Below are 15,916 nucleotides of genomic sequence, written 5' to 3'. Positions count from 1 at the left end.
CCGCTGCCAGTCAGACACAGCCTGATCAACCAAACTTCTACGCACTATACCCAAGGATAACTCATGCCAACCTTTACCAATCCTGCTCTGCAAGCAGGGGCCGACTGGAAAGTTTCGGCCAGCTATTTCACGCACTTTGTCGGGCTTCCGAGCGAACTTACCGTGACGGGGCTCGATGCCAACGCAGGACTTTCGATTGCCGACGCCGCTGGTGGTGGCTACGGCCGGTTAACGACCGGCGACGCCGATCCTGGCAACAACGATGGCGTTTTTCTAGCGACCCAAGGCGAGATCTTCAAGTTCGATACTACCCATGCGTTCTCGCTTCGTTCGCAATTGAAATGGACTCCGACAGCTGCCGCCGCCGATAACGTGTTGGCCCTCGGGCTAATGAATGCTCCGACCGAGAACACCTTTCTGGCCGACAACGGAGCCGGCCCGCCTGCCGACTACTGGGGAGCGTGCATTTACAAGGTCGACGGCGGCAACACGTGGCTCTGCGAAGTCAGTTACGGCGCGACCCAGCAGACACTCGACACCGAGATTGTCGTTGACGGCAGCGAAACAACCTTCGAAATCGAATACCAACCAACGCTCGGCGCCAACGGCCAAGTCACCTTCCGCATCAACGGCGAACTCGTCCGCCGCCCTGGCAGCTTCTTCCGCGAATATTTCGCCCCGCAATTTGAACTGACCAATGCCACCGAAATGAAAGGGCTGATCGGCGTGAAGAAGGGAGACGCAGCGGCGACCCCCGTTGCGATCGACGTGAATGCGTTCGGCTTTTCGATCGCTTTGAATTCGTAGCCCACGCGATGCAGATTGGCGAGTTGGAATCGTGACGTGTTCGGTTAGTAGCGATGCGTTTGCGCTGAACAACGCAACACATTTCCCACCACCTCCGGTCCCCTCGCCCCTACGGGGAGAGGGTTAGGGTGAGGGGGCTAACCGGGTACCCGCTGCCCAACCCTCACCCTAGCCCTCTCCCTTGGGAAGGGAGAGGGGACAGGAGACGCAGTGAACCTTTTCTTAGGCTTCCAGTGGCAACGCTTCACAGAACACTGACAACTTCACTCTCGCAACCACAAACAACACAAACGAAATGTTCTCAAGGAACAAACCAACATGATTTCTAACCTAGGACTTTGGAACTGGCAGGCTTTTGGCCGCGAGTTTGCTGCGGCGCAGCGTGATCGGCGGAAGGAGGCGCGGCGGCAAGGGGTGCATGAATCGCATGTCGTCAACGTGGCCGAAGCCAACATCTGCAAGGCCATTTTAAAGGGAGAGGTCATCGAGTCGGACTATTCGATTCGCCGTGCCTTCTACGCCACCGTGACCGATGGTCGCGAGATTGTGCAAAGCTGGGAGGAAAGCCGGCCTGGCCGACCGCAAGGGGTGAACCTGATTCGCGAAAGCATTAACACCAGCGCGTTCGCCAACATCAATCAAACGTTTATGGTCAAGAAGCTGATCGATCACTTCAACAAGCCGCAATTGATTGCCCGGCACCTGGTGACCATCGTCCCTACCGGCGACAAGTGGGAACGAATGCCTGGCGTCGGCCAACTGGGGGACGCTGCCCAGAAAGTGGACGAAGGAGAAAGCTACCCGCGTGTCACTTTGAATGAAGACTGGATCGAAACCCAGGAAACGGAGAAACGGGGCTTCATCGTCGAGGTCACCAAGGAAGCGATCTTGTTCGACAAGACGGGCGAAGTGATGCGAATGGCCGACAAAGGTTCCGAGTGGCTGGCCATCAACTGGGAGAAACGTGTCCTCGATACGGTACTCGGCCTGGTCGATCGCTATCACCGCAAAGGACGCGGCGTTCAGCCCACCTACGGCAATCAAAACGGCGATCACGACTGGAACAACTTGCAGGTCAACCCGCTGGAAGACTTCGCCTCGCTGGCCAAGGCCGACACCTTGTTCGAGGAGATGACCGACCCTGACACCGGCGAACCGATCATTGTTGGCGAGAAGCAAATGGTGGTTCCCGGCGCGCTGTATCAAACGGCGTTGTCGATTCTGAACGCCACCGAAATCCGCCGCGACACGCAAGGCATTACCGACATCGGCCACGCAGCCAGCACGGCATATGCCAACCCCTACCGTGGTTTGCCTGCTCCGCTTACGAACCAGTACGTGAAGCGGCGTACGTCTTCCAGCACCAGTTGGTATTACGGCGACTTCAAGAAGGCGTTTGCCTACATGCAAAACTGGGCCCCAGAGTCGGTCACCGCCCCGGCTGGCAACGAGGACGACTTCGAGCGCGATATCGCCTTCAAAGCGAAGAGTAGCGAAATGGGCCAGGTCGCCGTCGTCGAGCCACGCTGCGTGCAAAAGAACGTCGCGGCGTAATGGCCGCTCGTTGGTTGAAAGCTCTTCAGCGTTCGTGTTTCAGAGCACGATCCCACATGAAACGCGCTAACTCGTTCGTAGTCTGCCAAATGCGAACGTTGATTCCTTCAACTAGCCATTCCTGTTTAAACCCTCTTACCCAACGTAGGCCGCTCATGACCCCAACCACCAACAGCAACGATTCCACGATTTTTCCAACTCGCGAATACCTGGTCACGGTGAAAAAGCGCGGCCAGCCTGAGCGTGACTTCCCGGTCGAGGCGATCGACGAAGGAGACGCCGTGCGGCAAGCTTTTCAAGCCGCAGGCGTCGCGACGAAAACCGAGGCTTACCATGCGATCGCCGTGCCGGTTTAGTTCGGCCATCGTCTCTCTTCCTGCAAAATCCTAAACACTGCCATGCCTAAATCAACCTCCGAGGTCATCCACGACCTTCTCACGCGACGCGATGCGGTCTTACAGCAACTGGCCGAGATGGCCTCGACCTCCCCCGGCGGGCTGCCGAACACATCAGGCACCGGCGATCACGTCGATCATGTCGGGCTGCGTCAAAGTTTGTATGCCGAACTGAAACAGATCGACGACCTGCTGGCTCGCTTAGAAGGCCCGCAAGAATCGATTTCACTAGGACGGCTCACCTAGAAGGAACCCGGCCCATGCCTTGGCCTTATCGACACATCATCCTCGTGGCTGCCGCCGATCGGGAAGCGGCCAACGCCATTGCTGCCAGCATCGATCCCGACGACGGTAGCGGCACGTTTGGGATTCCGCTTTCCCCAACCGCCGCCGAACCAGCCACGCACTACGGGTGCAGCACGGCCTCGGAATTCGCCATGGCAGAAGCGATGTTCGAAGCACAACCGGTTTTGTCTTCGGTCAAATGGTGGCGTTTGGAAGCTGCCTCAGGCCAGTTGATCGATAGCAACACATTGCACGGGTTGCCAGGCCAGCGGTGGACGTGGAGCGATGCGTTGCAGGCAGCTAACTTGTTGCCCATTGTAGGAGAGGAGCCGTAATGCCAATAACGCACCCAACCGAGATCATTGGTTTGGCCCATCGCTATCAACCTGCCACGGGTACCTTTCAAGATGCAGCAGGAACAATCGTAGCGAATCTGAACGACCCTATCGGCTGTCTCCCCGACTCCGTCGGTATTGACTGGGCAACGCAAAGCAATACCTCGAAAAAACCATTGCTGAAGAAAGACTCCATCGGCTGGCATTACGCGTATTTTGATGGTGTCGACGATTATCTTCAAACCATATTCGAGAACGCCGTAACCTCCCCATTTACCATTGCGATCGTCGTTAATATTCTCACCACCAGTCCCAACCGCTTTTTAATCGATGGTGTTTCTGGTGGAAGGGCGATCCTTTGGGTGCGCGACAACGATCAAATTGGCCTATACGTCAACGGAGGTCCACGGTCGAACGTCCCCTTCACCCCTGGCCAACGTTTCTCGGAAGTAGCCGTTTTTGCCGGCGATGCGTCTGTCAATCGCATTGACGACAACGAGGTTTCCGACGGGATAAGCCCTGGCGAGTCGCCACTTTCTGGCTTAACCCTGGCAGGGCGCTACCAAGGTGAGAACCGCCTTCTGCCTTGCGATATCTACGATGTCATCCTCTACACGCGAGCATTAAGCGAGTCGGAGAGATCAGACCTAAGCAGTTATCTCACTCAACTCTACAAAAATCCGCCGCCTAGCAGCGGTGTTTCTCCAAGCTTCATGCACCACCATTTGCAAATGATCGGAGCCCGCTAATGCACAGTTATCTCCGCCAAGCGACCGACGACCAATCGCGCGTGCTAGGTCCGTTTTTGGACGATTCCGACGGGAAGTCGCCCCGCACCGATTTAACGATCGGCAACACCGAGATTCAACTCATCCCCAACGGTGGCGTCGCTGCCGCCAAGCACAGCGGTGGTGCCTCGCATCGCGTCAATGGCGAGTACTCTGTCACCTTCGACGAGGTCGATACTGCCAACGTGGGCGAACTGACGGTCAGCGTCATCGTGGCTGGCGCACTGCCGGTGCGGGCCAAGTTCATTGTTTTGGAAGAAGTGGTTTACGATGCCTTGTTCGCCCCTGGCAGTGCGGTTCAAGTCGATCTGATCGATACGCCCAATGCTGCGGCTTCCGCGAACCTGGCGACGTCGCTGCTCGACCTGGTCAACGGCGTAGAAACCGACTGGACGTTGCGTCAGCTATTTCGCCTGACACTGGCCCTGTACGCCGGCAATTCGACCGGCGGCGGAACCAGCTTCGCCAACCCCGCTGGAACGAAAACGCGCCTGCAAGCCAATGTCGATTCCAGCGGCAACCGCACCGTTACCAATAAGGATGTCACCTAATGGCCAGTTACTTCGGCAACTACTTTGGCTTGACGGTCAGCGGCAGCACGTCACTTCCCACGCCCTCGTTTGCTTCGCAGTACGACATGTACAAGCAGACCTGGCAGAGCTTTCCGGATATCGGCGAGGTCAGCTACCACGATACCAGCCAGACTGTCAGCGGAGCGAAGGCGCGAAAGTGTCTGCCCCTGCAAAGCGAACTGGCCCACGTCGATCGGTTCGCCAGCCAGGTCGACTACGCCACCTTCATCGTCTGGGACGCCACGCTAGAAGGTGTTTCGCTGCAAGGCAACGGCAAGCTGACTTGGACCGACGGAACCGTTTGGACCATCCAAGCCCTGTGGAAAGAACACTTTGAAACCCAATGGCGCTGCCTTTGCCGCCAAGATCTGTAGGTACCTCGATGACCGCCAAGTACGAAACCTTGTGGCAGGCGCTGAAGCAGCAGATTGTCGGGCTAGACCTCCCCGGGCTAACCGACGAAACGATTCGCCTGCAATCTTTCCCCGCCAACTTCAGCGACCACCGACTTCTTAGCGGTGCCTTTCTATGCCCCGCCGACGAGCAAGAAGGAGACGCCGGCACCAATCAATCGAGCGACATCGGTTATGGATTTTCGTTCACGATGTTGCAGAAAGCGAACTCACAGTTAGGCCAATCACAGCTTTCGAGCCTTCTGGCTTGGCGGGAAGCGGTACGCCGCCACTTTCATCATCAATCGCCCCTTGCTTCCAGCGGCTGTTATCGCTGCACGGTTGAATCGACCGAGGCCATTGTGCCGGGGGCGTGGGCGAAACAATACGACGCTTCGACCCTCATCATTCGTTGCTGGGTCTTGGAATAAGGAAAACGACCAATGGTAACCATGGGTTACGCCACCCAGCTTGGCCTGGGGCCGCAACACGCCACGAACCTTGCCACCCGGCAGTTCGAGTTTCAATCGTGCAGCCTGAACAAGCGGCAACAACTTGTCCGCGCGCAAGGCATCCGTGGCCAGCGCAGCCCCAGCGGCGACGCCACCCAGCCCGGCACCTACGCCGTAGATGGCAGCCTCCTGCTTTTGCCACGCCCCGACGATCTCGATTTCCTGCTGCCGTATATCTTGGGCGGGGCAGAGGCCGCCGACAAGTTCGACCTGGCCGAGAGCTTACCGGAGCTGGTCGCGACGATCGACAAGCAGTTGTATGTCGAAACGTACCGCGGCCTCAAAGTTTCGCGTGCCATCTTTCGTAGTGCCCAGGGCCAGCCACTTTCGTTGGAACTACAACTCGAAGGACGAACCAAAGACAACCTCGCCGCCGCTGGCACTTTCCCCAGCATCGCCGGAACCCTTTCCGCCAAGTTGCCCTACGTTCACCACCAGGCCACCTGGATCTTCGATGGCACCCCCATCCCACTGAACGACTTGGTGCTGACCATCGACCAGCAGTTGGAAACCAATCATTACAACAACAGCCAAACGCGCACCACCATTCCGCCTGGCGAGCCAGAACTCACGCTGGCATTCAATACCCATCACGACGCCAACTTTCATGCCAAGCTGCGCGAGATCGACGCTGCCGGGGTCAGCGCAGCACAACTCAAATACGACAACGGCAACGATCGCTTAACGATCGACTTCGGGCGTTTACAAAAACCAGAAACCCCGGTCGATATTCGCGGCAAACAATCGCTCCGCCCTGAAATCACCCTGGCCGCCTACGCCGACACCGCCAACAACTTACCACCCATTCGCTTCACGAATACCAATTAACGCGTCTCTCGTTCCTTGCGCCGCGGCGATCGATGAATTGCCGTGAGGCAGGGCTTGGTGCGTCAAGACGCCACGCTACAAACGGAAAACTTCAAACTCGCCTTTCAGGGCGCACTACCATGCACGATTCACTTTACTTCATCGACGACGGTTACACCCAATCAGGCCACATCCAAGCCAGTGCTGGCCTGCATGGCGCGGTCTCGTTTCAATTTCGCCCGATGCTATATGAACAGCGGCAACGGATTGCCGAGATGTTACGAGCCGCGGCCAACGACGAGGCCACCCAGGTCATGGTCGCCGCGATTTGCCAGCAAGTGCTTAGCTGGAATCTGCCGCGTGAACTGAAGCCGGCCAATGTGCGGCGATTACGCCCGAAGCTGCTCGACCGCATTTATCTGATTGTCGCCGGGCACGAGCCCTCTGATCCGCTTCCTTCTGGCCAACCGCTGGAAACGTTCGACGAACTGGCCGACGCAAAAAACTGATCGAGGGTGTAGCCCTGTTGGTGCTGCACCCTGCGGCGGCTTCGCTCGACTGCAACGACTGCGCGAAGTGGATTGTCGATTTGCAAACAGGACACACACAAACCGTGCGTGTTGGTCCTTCGCGAACCGAAGTGGCCATGGCCCGTCCCCCTGGCGTCCCCACGCCGTGTGCTTCATGCCCCAAACAAAACCCAGAACAAGCTCGGCGGCTGAAACTAAGCCGTAAGAACGAGCAAACCTATCAGCTTTGGCTCCGCGCCCGAGCCACATTTGGCCACGCGATCCCCGCTCACTTGAAACACGACCTGCTCCTGGCCCGTAATTTCGCTGAACTCGACCAACTTCACGCTGCAATCGACCTCGCCCGTCAGCAGCCCACCTTCAACACACGAAACGACTAAGCCATGCCTACGAACGATCAACCACGCACGGCCCTCGACATCGCCCGGCAAGCCGATGCGCCACGTCAAAACGCTGCCTTGTTCTCGCAAACGCGGCATCAAGCGTTGGCCGCCATGCTGCCGGAAAACTCGGAACAAGAAACCGAGCCTTCACCTTCCGCCGTTGAAATTGCCCGTAGCCCGCCAGTTCAGCCGAACACGGCTACCCCGCCAGGCGTTTCTTCTTCTGCGGCGGGTCAATCGCCAATCGGTTCAGCGGCATCTTCCCTTTTCAATCCGTTGCCGCCAGCGATCGCCAGGCCGCCGACCAGCCCATCGTACCCGTCCGACATTTCCTCGACCTTGCAGCAATTGGTTGAAACGAACGTCCGCGTCGAGCGTGAACTGAAGATTCAAGTCGAAGACAACATCGACGCGCTAGCCCAACGAGCCGGCGACTACTTAGTTGCCCAGCTCGATCAGCGCGAAGCCGAACTGCTGGAACGCATCGCCCAGCAAATCAACCAACAACCAACCCGCCGAGCCCACCTAGCCGGCCCCGGCACAACCGTTGGCGGATAAGAAATAGAACCCGAAACCAAATACACACCACAAACATAATCTTGTGCCATGCCTCACGTCTTCGTGAGCATGCGAAGCAGAGAAGGCCATGCAGGCGGATAAGGCTCACCGATTTTGCGGTTGGGCGACCCAGAAATAAATGCCCACGGACAACATTAACAATGCGCTAACCACGCCCATAACGATCGATTCGAGATTATCGGAAGTCGCTACCTCTTCCAGAGCCCCAAACCCTATCAAAACCAGAAAACCAAGAAACAGCAACACGCCAACAAATGCACGAATTGCACGAAAGGCACTCTGCAACTAGAGAAACAGAAACGAGGGAGGCCTCGGAAGCGCGTTCTTATCCGCAGAAACATCCACCTTCGGCGAAGCGAACGGGTTTTCCTCCGTCATTCGTTTATCCCAACCTACGAGTCAGAAACCTCGCGCATCACACTGATCGCAGTGCGGCAGCCAAACTACTTTCCAGGAGTCTTGCCATGTATTTGAAGTGGGGCGATTATACCCATCCACTCGGCGAGCCACAAATCGCCATCACGCGTCAGCCGATCTTAGCCGAATCTGGCATCCCTGTCGCCCACAACGTGACGTGGGACATTCAAGGCAAACTGCTGGGCAACGGTCAAGCCGATCTCGATGGCAAGATCGCCGCGTTGAAGTCGGCGTATGCCAAGCAAAACCAAGATCTTGTCTTACTTCGCTCCGACGGCCAAAGCGACTCGCAGCATACGCTGCGGTCGGCCGAGACGCGTGGCGGAACGTGGGTTGTTAGTGGCCCCAGTTTTCCGGAAGGGGGCGGGGCTCAATATGCGACGATGCGTACGTTTCGCCTGCAAATTCAAGCTGAAGTTCCCTTGGCCGATCCGCAGACGGCGCTGATTTCGTTCGAAGATACCTTGCGTCTTTCGGGAGGAGGGCCGTTGTTTTCGCATATTGAAACGGCTTTCGGCTTCCCGGTCCGGCAACAACTGCGGGCCAACACTACCTTTCGCGCGGCACAGTCGGGCAGCGCGATCGGTTATGCCAACTATCCGCCTGTGCCGGGGCCGTTGTTTGGTTATGCCAACTTGATTCGCGAGCCAGTGATCAGCCGCACTTCGCCCCAGCGTGTCGGCACGGCCCATCACCATTATCGCATCACGTGGCAGTACGAATTCGAGTCGGCACTTCCCTTGTCAGGCTCGCCCAACGTCGCCACGTTCTGACATTCTCTGCGTTCATTTCCATTCATCGATATATTCCCTTGGTAGGTACGTTTCATCATGTCTCTTTGCGTCTGGCGCGGCGATGCCCAAGGTATTGCCCAGGTCGATCAAGTTACCGTCGACGAAGTCGAGATCGGCGACAGCTTCACCCTCACAATTAACCGTAAAGCGGTCTCGTTCACCGCGACGACCGCTTCCGCCGAACACGTTTACAGCGGGCTGTCCGCTGCGATTTCTGCGGCTTCGCTGCCAGAGTTTCCGACGGCAACGTTTGTGCCTGCCGACCTGCACCAGGCCAGTTCCCTCAAACTAACCGGCCGCGCGGACGGCACGCCATTTACGATCAGTGGCAGCACTTCCAACGGCGGGCAAGGATCGGTTGAGGTCGAACTGCTACAAAACGGCCAGCCTGGGCGCAACATGAAGCAGCGCATCTCGCTGCCAGCCGGAATCAGCGGCGGCACCTTCACGCTAAGTTGGTCCGGCCAAACCACCACGCCCCTCGACTTCGACGCCACCGCAGCAGAAGTCGAATCCGCGCTCATAGCGTTAACCAACATCGGCAGTGGAAACATCCTTGTCACCGGCGACGCGGCAGGTCCGTGGGTGGTTGAGTTCACCGCAACCCTCGGACAAACCACGCAGCCACCACTTAGCGGCAACGGTGCGAGTCTCACCGGGCAAGCGGTCAGCGTCACACAAATTCAAGCCGGCCAGTCAGGCTCGAACTACGCAGGCAACTTCGTCGTGCAGTACAACAGTTCCTTCGACTTTTCGAGTGGCGTTCAAATCACCGGCACCGATCCTTACGGCAACATCCGCACGGAAACCACCAATTATTTCTATGGTGAACCGAGCATGTGGAAGAACGCCATCGGCGCGGCTTTGGGCGTAGGGAATGCCAGCATCGCCGTGACGATCGCCGACAATTCTGAATCGAGCGCGTACGATATCGACTACACGATCTCGTTCGAGTGCCTCGGCATTTTGGCTGGCCAAGCGAATATTGATCTCGACCTGGGCTGGGTAACCAACAATGCCCTCATCCCGCTCAACGTGACCGATACCGGTGGCAACCTACGCAACGAAAAGCAGCTTGTCACCTTGCCAGGCAGCCCCACCGGCGGCACGTTTACGCTGACGTTTCAAGGGCAAACCACCAGCAACATCGCGTTCGATGCCTCAGCAAGCACAGTGCAAGCGGAACTCGAAGCGTTAGCGAATGTATCGAGCGGCGACGTCGTGGTCACCGCTGGCAGCGTTAGTGGGTGGCTGATCGAGTTCATCCAGAACCTCGGTTCGCAAGACCTGGCCCTGCTAACGGGCAGTGGTGTGAACCTAGCTGGCGGCCAGCTGGCGGTTTCGATCACGCAAGCCGCTATCGAGCCCCGTAACGAGCAGGTGTTAATCACCCTGGGCGAAGAAGTCAGCGGTGGCACGTTTACCCTTTCGCATGCTGGCCACACGACCAGCGATCTCGCTTACGATGCGACCTCGGCCACCGTTGCGGCAGCGCTTGCAGCCCTTTCGCATTTGGCCAATGGCGATATCCAGGTCAGCGGCAACCCTGGCGGACCTTGGACGATTGAGTTCACCGGCAGCCAAGCCGCCACGAACGTGAGTTCCGTCAGCGCGAACGGAGACAACCTGACCGGCACATCAACGCAAACGATCACCATCACTTCGCTCATCTCGCCGACCGGCCCTTTCCACTGGGATAACGCCGACAACTGGAGCGGCGGCAGCGTACCCGGGAACGGCGATACGGTCGTCTTGGAACAAACCGCAAACCCAGTGAAATACGCCCTCAACCAATCTTCGCTCACGCTCGCTCTGCTCGACATTCGGGCCAGTTACACCGGTACCATCGGACTTGCCAGCGAAAACCGCGACGGCAATTCTCCCTACATCGAATACCGCCCCCGTTCGCTGAACATTGGCGCCAATGAAGTGCGGATCGGAGCAGGGGAGGGAAGCGGTAGTGCGCGGATACGTTTGAATCTCGGCAGTGTGGCCAGCAACATCACCGTGTTCAGCACGGCCACGCCAGCGGCAACGGGTCAATACGCTGTCAGCTTGCAAGGAACACACGCCAACAACAAGCTGTTCGTCTATCAAGGTGTCGTTAGCATCGCCCCACAATCGGGCGAATCGGCTCAGTTTGGCGAACTATCGGTCGGGTACGAAGACGACCCGGCCAGCGATGTCGAACTCTTTCTGGGCGAGAACGTCACGTTAGGCGATGTCGTAATTCATGGTGGCCGGATTACCGCCGAGGGACTTTCTGGCAGCGCGATTTCTTCGCTGCTTGTCACTGCCGGCGAAGTCTTTCTGTTGGGGACCGACGGCGTCGAGCAACTCGACATCGCAGGAGGCGTTCTCTTCTATCGCACTACCGGCACCCTGGCAGGCAACACAGTGGTTAGCGGCGACGGGCGGTTGTCGTTGGTCGGAGACTTGCGGGCGAAAACGATTACGAACACGGTGACCTGCCGAGGCGATAACGCCACCATCGAAGACCCGCACCATACGGCCGCGTCGCTTTCGATCGCCTATGAATCGACCACCCGCTTGCCGGAACTGGGCACGAACTTCACCATCGCCCGGTCTTAGTGCAACGCGACAAGCAATAGAAAGAGAACCAACCATGCAGCCCCGATTTTCCTTTCCCGGCATCGACGACTACCTTAGCGTGCAGTACACGCTGAGTCATGGAATCAGCCCTGGTCGGATTCAGGTGGTCGCTTTGGCCGAGACCATCAACCCGCAGCAAAGTGGGACGGCCCAGTTTTCCGACCCAACCACCGGCGTCTCGTTTCAATTGCCAGATTGCCTGGTCGATCGGCCTCGGTTCGAGCGACAAGCCAACGGGCGAACGCTAGCGCGGATCGATATTTTAGACCAACGTTGGCGTTGGCAACGCTTCGGGCAAATCTCTGGTCAATGGAACGTGCGGCGGGCGGATGGTTCTTCGCTGGTCCCTAGTACCGAAAAAACACCCCGCGAGCTTCTTTCGCTTTGCTTCGCTGCCATGGGAATCGATCGCCCTGATCTTTCCCACGTGCCCAATTTGGCGCGTCCCTACGTCGATTGGGATATCGCCAACCCAGCGCAAGCCCTCGCCCAAATCGCTGACACGGTTGGCTGCGTGGTGGTACTGAAGACTGGCGGCAAGGTCGCCGTCGAACCTATCGGGCGGGGCAAATCGCTACCGCAGAACGCCTGGCTGATGGCGGGGCACGTTGGCTACGATCCGCCAGAGCTATCGCTGGGGATCGAGTTCTTCGCAGGGCCGACGCGTTACCAAATCGATGCCGAGCTGGAAGCGGTGGGGGAAGATGTCGATGGAGAAATTCGTCCTCTCGATGAATTGCGTTATCGCCCCAGCGCTGGCTGGCATTCGATCGCGCTGCCAGACTGTTTAGGGGTCGCAGCGAAGTACCGCGATTTGGCGAAGAAGAGCGTTTGGCGGATGTACCGCGTGAAACCGCCAAAATACTTGCCTGGCGTGCCGAAACAACGCGAGAACCAACTGCACCACTTAGACGAACTGCTGCCGTTGTTAGCCACCCAGGTCGAAAGCGAAACGATGCCCGATGGCAGCCAACAGCGGCGACCAGCATGGGTTTACGGCCAGTTCGATCGTGGTGATACCGACTATGCCAAACCACGTCGGCAAACGAAAGTCGAACCGAATCTGAACCAGCAACCGCAAGATCTTTACACGCGTCACTTCACGCTCGACCGCCAGCGCGGCATCGTTCATTTCGCTGAGCCGGTCTTTCAGTGGAAGCCGGGTGCCGCCACCTACCAACCGCAACCAGCCGATCTGCGGATTCGCCTGGCCGTGCATTGGCGGCGACCTCGCCAGCGTGATTTGCAACATTGGTCGACCCTGCGCGGGCGGAAGACGCGCACGATGCCGCCTCTGACCATTCATCGCAACGACATTGCACTGGAAGTCTTCACCCAGCACGAAAAGAAAAAGGTGCTCAGCAACGAAAAAGAGGTCGCGCGGCAAGCCAACTACTATCTCGATCAAGCGTTGGCTTCGCTGCGTCCGCACGAAATTGGTGGGGCTTCGTACGTAGGTCTGCAACCAATTGAGCCGGATGGAGCGATTCGCCAAGTGAGTTGGAGCATCAACACGCAAGGCCAAATCGCTTCGCGGACCGATGCCAGTGTCAATTTCGACGACCCGGCCCTCGATATCAGTTACGAAGAACGCCGCCTGTTTGAAAAGCTGCAATACAGCCTGCGTAAACAAGCCACGCACGAACAAGCTTCAGGAGTGACGCGATGACTAGCTTCCCCACGCCACCCCGCTATCGTCAGCGGTGGGTCTCGTTTCGTAACTCCGATCAAGAAACGATTCCGCCGTTTGCCATTGTTGGCCCTCAGATCGGCGAGCCGCCGAATGACGATGCGTACGATGCCATCGAAGGAGCCCAGCTGCGCGAACCGGTCTTGCGATTGGGTCGGCCTCGTGCGGCCTTTGTTGGTGGGCAAGATGCGGCGTTGTTTTACGTGAACGGCCCGCAAGCGGTTCTCCCTGGCAGCTTTGGCAACTGCACGCAAGATGGCCCGATGCAAGCGTTGGTCAGCTATCCGTCTGACTCGCCCCCAAGTTGGAACGCTTATCTGGCGATCGATTTGTTCGATATCTACAACCGCGACGCCTCGTTTGGCCTCGTCCCTGGCAGCGGTGGCTATCGCCTGATTAGCTTTCATGGTTGCCCCGAAACCACCTTCCGCGATCCCAACCGCCCCAACTACGAACACAAAGTTGCCTGGATCGCCCCAGCCTATCAAGACCACGTTCCTGCGGGGCTCGTATTTCGAATGGGAAGTGGAGCCGAGGTGGTTGGGCCAAAATCGATTGTTCCGTTTGGCACCTCGCTGGGACCGCAATGCGAATGGTTCGGCGCGGCCGATCGGATTACTTATTCCGATTCGCAAGCACAAACAGATCGCCTCGCTGGTTTCTTCCGTATTCCGACGCAAGGGCATTACCTGCTGAACTTCAGTGCGACGATACGTTCCCCCGATGCCCCCATCGCCGGCGCTTACACGTTGGGTTTGATCGCGCGGACCGGACGTTACGGCGAAGCGCTCGACAAGACGCTAGATCGCCCGCAAATCGAAGCGGCGCTCGACGTGCTGCAGGAAGGAAGCACCTACCCTAACTTCAACGGGCGGCATCAACTGCTTACCGCAACCTTGGGCGTGCAGCCAGCCGATACGAACCTTTACCACGACGAGGTCGACGGATATATCACTGCGCGAACGCCCCAAGAAGTAGCCCGTCATTGGTTTACCATCTCTGGCTCGACCGTGCTCGATATCTTCGCCGGCGACACGTTCTTCTTTTTCAATCCAACGAGCTATCAAATTCAAATCGAGAACTTCAGTGGCACGCTCACCTTGCTGCCCGGAACGCCCAGCTTCACCACCCGCAACAATGTCCGGGGGCGAGCCTAGTGACAACGCACCACGAAAAGAACTACGCCGCCAAGGTTTTTCACGCGCGCCCTTCGGGCTGTTTGCCGCAGCCTGAAGGCGCGGTACCATCGCCCCAACCTTCGGATCGCATTGCGAAGCGAATGCACTTTGTGTGGCTTGGCGCGGCTGACCTCCCCCTGCGCGATGCCATGTACGTCGAAACGTTCCGTCAGTTTCATCCCCAATGGGAAGTGCGTGTGTGGCGCGACGACGATGTGTTCGCTTTGCCCATCACCGGTCAACTTTGCCGTAACTTACGCCCGTTGGCTGCGGCGGCCGATGTTGCCCGGGTTGAAATCGTGCATCAGTTGGGCGGTTGGTACAGCGACACCGACGTGCGGTGGCTAAAGAGTATCGATTACCTGGCCAGCTTACCGCTTGTGCTTTCCACCGAAAGCGACCGCCGCGCGCAGAGCCTGGCCAACGGGATCTTCGCCGCGCCGGCGAAGCATCCCCTGCTGGAAGTGGTGCTCAAACGCCTGGCAGCCCTTTCACCAGGCACCATCGCCGCCAACGACGTTTTAAACGAAACCGGCCCCAAGCTTTGGACCCGCGCCTTACGCAACTTCGCCCCCCAAGCCCGCCTGCATCACAGCTATAACCAGGCCATGGGAGGGCTCGTGGTTGATGTCGAAACGAGCGAAGTGATCGCGCACCACAATCTAAGTTTCCGCTGGCTCTGACCGGTAAATCCATGGAATCATCGGCCTCGTCGCGGGGCAAGCGCAGACCAACCGTGTCGGTCTGGGGGGCCGCCCAATTGGTTGCTACAATCCGTAGTTTTTAGTGGGCGCATGTACACCAGTTTGATATACTACTTCTTATCTCAAACGCAAACCTTTCCAACTCCGATCTGGCGGTCGGCCGGTCGCGTGATACCGGGGATCACGCTTTGTTTTTCGGGCCTAATCGGCCTTTAAATCGCAGCGAGTTCCTGGCTACGGTGTGCGTCCCCAGGCTCTCGCTGCGCGCTTCCACAGAAACAAGCCACGCTAAGCAAGCCGCATGTGAGGATCAAACGGGGATGATCGGTTTAGAAGAGCAGAAAGATCGTTGGATGGTAATTGTCGTCGCAGGGAAGGGGAGCCAGGAACATGCCACCGTCACCCTCCATGGTGTCTCGCAACGAATCGCGCGGAACTACGCCAAAGGGTTCAATCGCCCCAAAAAGAAAGCCAAATATCCCCACGCACGGGCAATCGTATGTGGATGCCCATAAACTGAGTAGCAACAGGCCATTTACGAATCGGAATCAGACAATTGCCTCAAGACTTGCTTGCCATCA

Annotated in this window: 19 protein-coding genes; all 19 read left to right on the top strand. The window is 57.8% G+C overall.

Annotated features, from left to right (window positions below):
- Positions 1-63: 63 nt before the first annotated feature.
- The 19 genes from DTL42_RS18350 (at position 64) to DTL42_RS18255 (ending at position 15,850) form a co-directional block, all read left to right on the top strand.
- Positions 64-807 carry a hypothetical protein gene (locus DTL42_RS18350; RefSeq protein WP_114370667.1) on the top strand — a complete coding sequence of 248 codons (744 nt, stop codon included), beginning with the start codon at positions 64-66 and terminating at the stop codon, positions 805-807.
- A 318-nt stretch (positions 808-1,125) separates the two neighbouring features.
- On the top strand, positions 1,126-2,361 hold the full coding sequence (locus DTL42_RS18345; protein WP_114370664.1) for a hypothetical protein: 1,236 nt from the start codon (positions 1,126-1,128) through the stop codon (positions 2,359-2,361).
- A gap of 155 nt (positions 2,362-2,516) precedes the next feature.
- Positions 2,517-2,717, top strand: coding sequence for a hypothetical protein (locus DTL42_RS18340; RefSeq protein ID WP_114370662.1), 201 nt, complete (start codon positions 2,517-2,519; stop codon positions 2,715-2,717).
- 42 nt (positions 2,718-2,759) lie between these two features.
- On the top strand, positions 2,760-3,002 hold the full coding sequence (locus DTL42_RS18335; protein ID WP_114370660.1) for a hypothetical protein: 243 nt from the start codon (positions 2,760-2,762) through the stop codon (positions 3,000-3,002).
- A 14-nt stretch (positions 3,003-3,016) separates the two neighbouring features.
- Positions 3,017-3,376, top strand: coding sequence for a hypothetical protein (locus DTL42_RS18330; protein WP_114370658.1), 360 nt, complete (start codon positions 3,017-3,019; stop codon positions 3,374-3,376).
- Entirely contained in the window at positions 3,376-4,125 is a 750-nt protein-coding gene (locus DTL42_RS18325) for a hypothetical protein (RefSeq protein WP_114370656.1), read from the top strand. The genes DTL42_RS18330 and DTL42_RS18325 overlap by 1 nt, the downstream gene beginning before the upstream one ends.
- A complete protein-coding gene (locus DTL42_RS18320) occupies positions 4,125-4,715 on the top strand; it encodes a hypothetical protein (RefSeq protein WP_114370654.1) in 591 nt (196 codons plus the stop codon). The genes DTL42_RS18325 and DTL42_RS18320 overlap by 1 nt, the downstream gene beginning before the upstream one ends.
- Positions 4,715-5,110: a hypothetical protein gene (locus DTL42_RS18315; RefSeq protein ID WP_114370653.1), complete on the top strand. Its 396-nt coding sequence runs from the start codon at positions 4,715-4,717 to the stop codon at positions 5,108-5,110. Before DTL42_RS18320 ends, DTL42_RS18315 begins: the two co-directional genes overlap by 1 nt.
- A gap of 8 nt (positions 5,111-5,118) precedes the next feature.
- Complete coding sequence (locus tag DTL42_RS18310) at positions 5,119-5,559, top strand: hypothetical protein (RefSeq protein ID WP_114370651.1); 441 nt, start codon at positions 5,119-5,121, stop codon at positions 5,557-5,559.
- Positions 5,560-5,571: 12 nt separating this feature from the next.
- Positions 5,572-6,468, top strand: a complete 897-nt coding sequence (locus DTL42_RS18305; RefSeq protein ID WP_114370649.1) for a phage tail tube protein — start codon at positions 5,572-5,574, stop codon at positions 6,466-6,468.
- 119 nt (positions 6,469-6,587) lie between these two features.
- Positions 6,588-6,956: a hypothetical protein gene (locus tag DTL42_RS18300; protein ID WP_114370647.1), complete on the top strand. Its 369-nt coding sequence runs from the start codon at positions 6,588-6,590 to the stop codon at positions 6,954-6,956.
- Between the two features lie 17 nt (positions 6,957-6,973).
- Complete coding sequence (locus DTL42_RS18295) at positions 6,974-7,357, top strand: hypothetical protein (RefSeq protein WP_114370646.1); 384 nt, start codon at positions 6,974-6,976, stop codon at positions 7,355-7,357.
- Positions 7,358-7,360: 3 nt separating this feature from the next.
- Positions 7,361-7,918, top strand: coding sequence for a hypothetical protein (locus tag DTL42_RS18290; RefSeq protein WP_114370643.1), 558 nt, complete (start codon positions 7,361-7,363; stop codon positions 7,916-7,918).
- Positions 7,919-8,403: 485 nt separating this feature from the next.
- Positions 8,404-9,129, top strand: a complete 726-nt coding sequence (locus DTL42_RS18280; RefSeq protein WP_114370639.1) for a hypothetical protein — start codon at positions 8,404-8,406, stop codon at positions 9,127-9,129.
- Between the two features lie 57 nt (positions 9,130-9,186).
- Complete coding sequence (locus DTL42_RS18275; RefSeq protein ID WP_114370638.1) at positions 9,187-11,742, top strand: hypothetical protein; 2,556 nt, start codon at positions 9,187-9,189, stop codon at positions 11,740-11,742.
- A gap of 34 nt (positions 11,743-11,776) precedes the next feature.
- A complete protein-coding gene (locus DTL42_RS18270; protein WP_114370636.1) occupies positions 11,777-13,432 on the top strand; it encodes a hypothetical protein in 1,656 nt (551 codons plus the stop codon).
- A complete protein-coding gene (locus DTL42_RS18265) occupies positions 13,429-14,610 on the top strand; it encodes a hypothetical protein (RefSeq protein WP_114370635.1) in 1,182 nt (393 codons plus the stop codon). Before DTL42_RS18270 ends, DTL42_RS18265 begins: the two co-directional genes overlap by 4 nt.
- On the top strand, positions 14,610-15,314 hold the full coding sequence (locus tag DTL42_RS18260) for a glycosyltransferase family 32 protein (RefSeq protein WP_114370634.1): 705 nt from the start codon (positions 14,610-14,612) through the stop codon (positions 15,312-15,314). The genes DTL42_RS18265 and DTL42_RS18260 overlap by 1 nt, the downstream gene beginning before the upstream one ends.
- 341 nt (positions 15,315-15,655) lie before the next feature.
- Positions 15,656-15,850 (top strand): hypothetical protein, encoded by a 195-nt coding sequence (locus DTL42_RS18255; RefSeq protein ID WP_114370633.1) that lies wholly within the window; start codon positions 15,656-15,658, stop codon positions 15,848-15,850.
- Positions 15,851-15,916 lie beyond the last annotated feature (66 nt).

The sequence above is a fragment of the Bremerella cremea genome (genome assembly GCF_003335505.1).
GTDB classification, from domain to species: Bacteria; Planctomycetota; Planctomycetia; order Pirellulales; family Pirellulaceae; genus Bremerella; species Bremerella cremea_A.
Note: the sequence above shows the minus strand (reverse complement) of the source record. Positions and strands in the feature narration are given on the sequence as shown.

What these genes read in the sequence shown, in the direction of transcription:
- DTL42_RS18350 (WP_114370667.1), top strand. Translation starts at nt 64, where the DNA reads ATGCCAACCTTTACCAATCCTGCTCTGCAAGCAGGGGCCGACTGGAAA.
- DTL42_RS18345 (WP_114370664.1), top strand. Translation starts at nt 1,126, where the DNA reads ATGATTTCTAACCTAGGACTTTGGAACTGGCAGGCTTTTGGCCGCGAG.
- DTL42_RS18340 (WP_114370662.1), top strand. Translation starts at nt 2,517, where the DNA reads ATGACCCCAACCACCAACAGCAACGATTCCACGATTTTTCCAACTCGC.
- DTL42_RS18335 (WP_114370660.1), top strand. Translation starts at nt 2,760, where the DNA reads ATGCCTAAATCAACCTCCGAGGTCATCCACGACCTTCTCACGCGACGC.
- DTL42_RS18330 (WP_114370658.1), top strand. Translation starts at nt 3,017, where the DNA reads ATGCCTTGGCCTTATCGACACATCATCCTCGTGGCTGCCGCCGATCGG.
- DTL42_RS18325 (WP_114370656.1), top strand. Translation starts at nt 3,376, where the DNA reads ATGCCAATAACGCACCCAACCGAGATCATTGGTTTGGCCCATCGCTAT.
- DTL42_RS18320 (WP_114370654.1), top strand. Translation starts at nt 4,125, where the DNA reads ATGCACAGTTATCTCCGCCAAGCGACCGACGACCAATCGCGCGTGCTA.
- DTL42_RS18315 (WP_114370653.1), top strand. Translation starts at nt 4,715, where the DNA reads ATGGCCAGTTACTTCGGCAACTACTTTGGCTTGACGGTCAGCGGCAGC.
- DTL42_RS18310 (WP_114370651.1), top strand. Translation starts at nt 5,119, where the DNA reads ATGACCGCCAAGTACGAAACCTTGTGGCAGGCGCTGAAGCAGCAGATT.
- DTL42_RS18305 (WP_114370649.1), top strand. Translation starts at nt 5,572, where the DNA reads ATGGTAACCATGGGTTACGCCACCCAGCTTGGCCTGGGGCCGCAACAC.
- DTL42_RS18300 (WP_114370647.1), top strand. Translation starts at nt 6,588, where the DNA reads ATGCACGATTCACTTTACTTCATCGACGACGGTTACACCCAATCAGGC.
- DTL42_RS18290 (WP_114370643.1), top strand. Translation starts at nt 7,361, where the DNA reads ATGCCTACGAACGATCAACCACGCACGGCCCTCGACATCGCCCGGCAA.
- DTL42_RS18280 (WP_114370639.1), top strand. Translation starts at nt 8,404, where the DNA reads ATGTATTTGAAGTGGGGCGATTATACCCATCCACTCGGCGAGCCACAA.
- DTL42_RS18275 (WP_114370638.1), top strand. Translation starts at nt 9,187, where the DNA reads ATGTCTCTTTGCGTCTGGCGCGGCGATGCCCAAGGTATTGCCCAGGTC.
- DTL42_RS18270 (WP_114370636.1), top strand. Translation starts at nt 11,777, where the DNA reads ATGCAGCCCCGATTTTCCTTTCCCGGCATCGACGACTACCTTAGCGTG.
- DTL42_RS18265 (WP_114370635.1), top strand. Translation starts at nt 13,429, where the DNA reads ATGACTAGCTTCCCCACGCCACCCCGCTATCGTCAGCGGTGGGTCTCG.
- DTL42_RS18255 (WP_114370633.1), top strand. Translation starts at nt 15,656, where the DNA reads ATGATCGGTTTAGAAGAGCAGAAAGATCGTTGGATGGTAATTGTCGTC.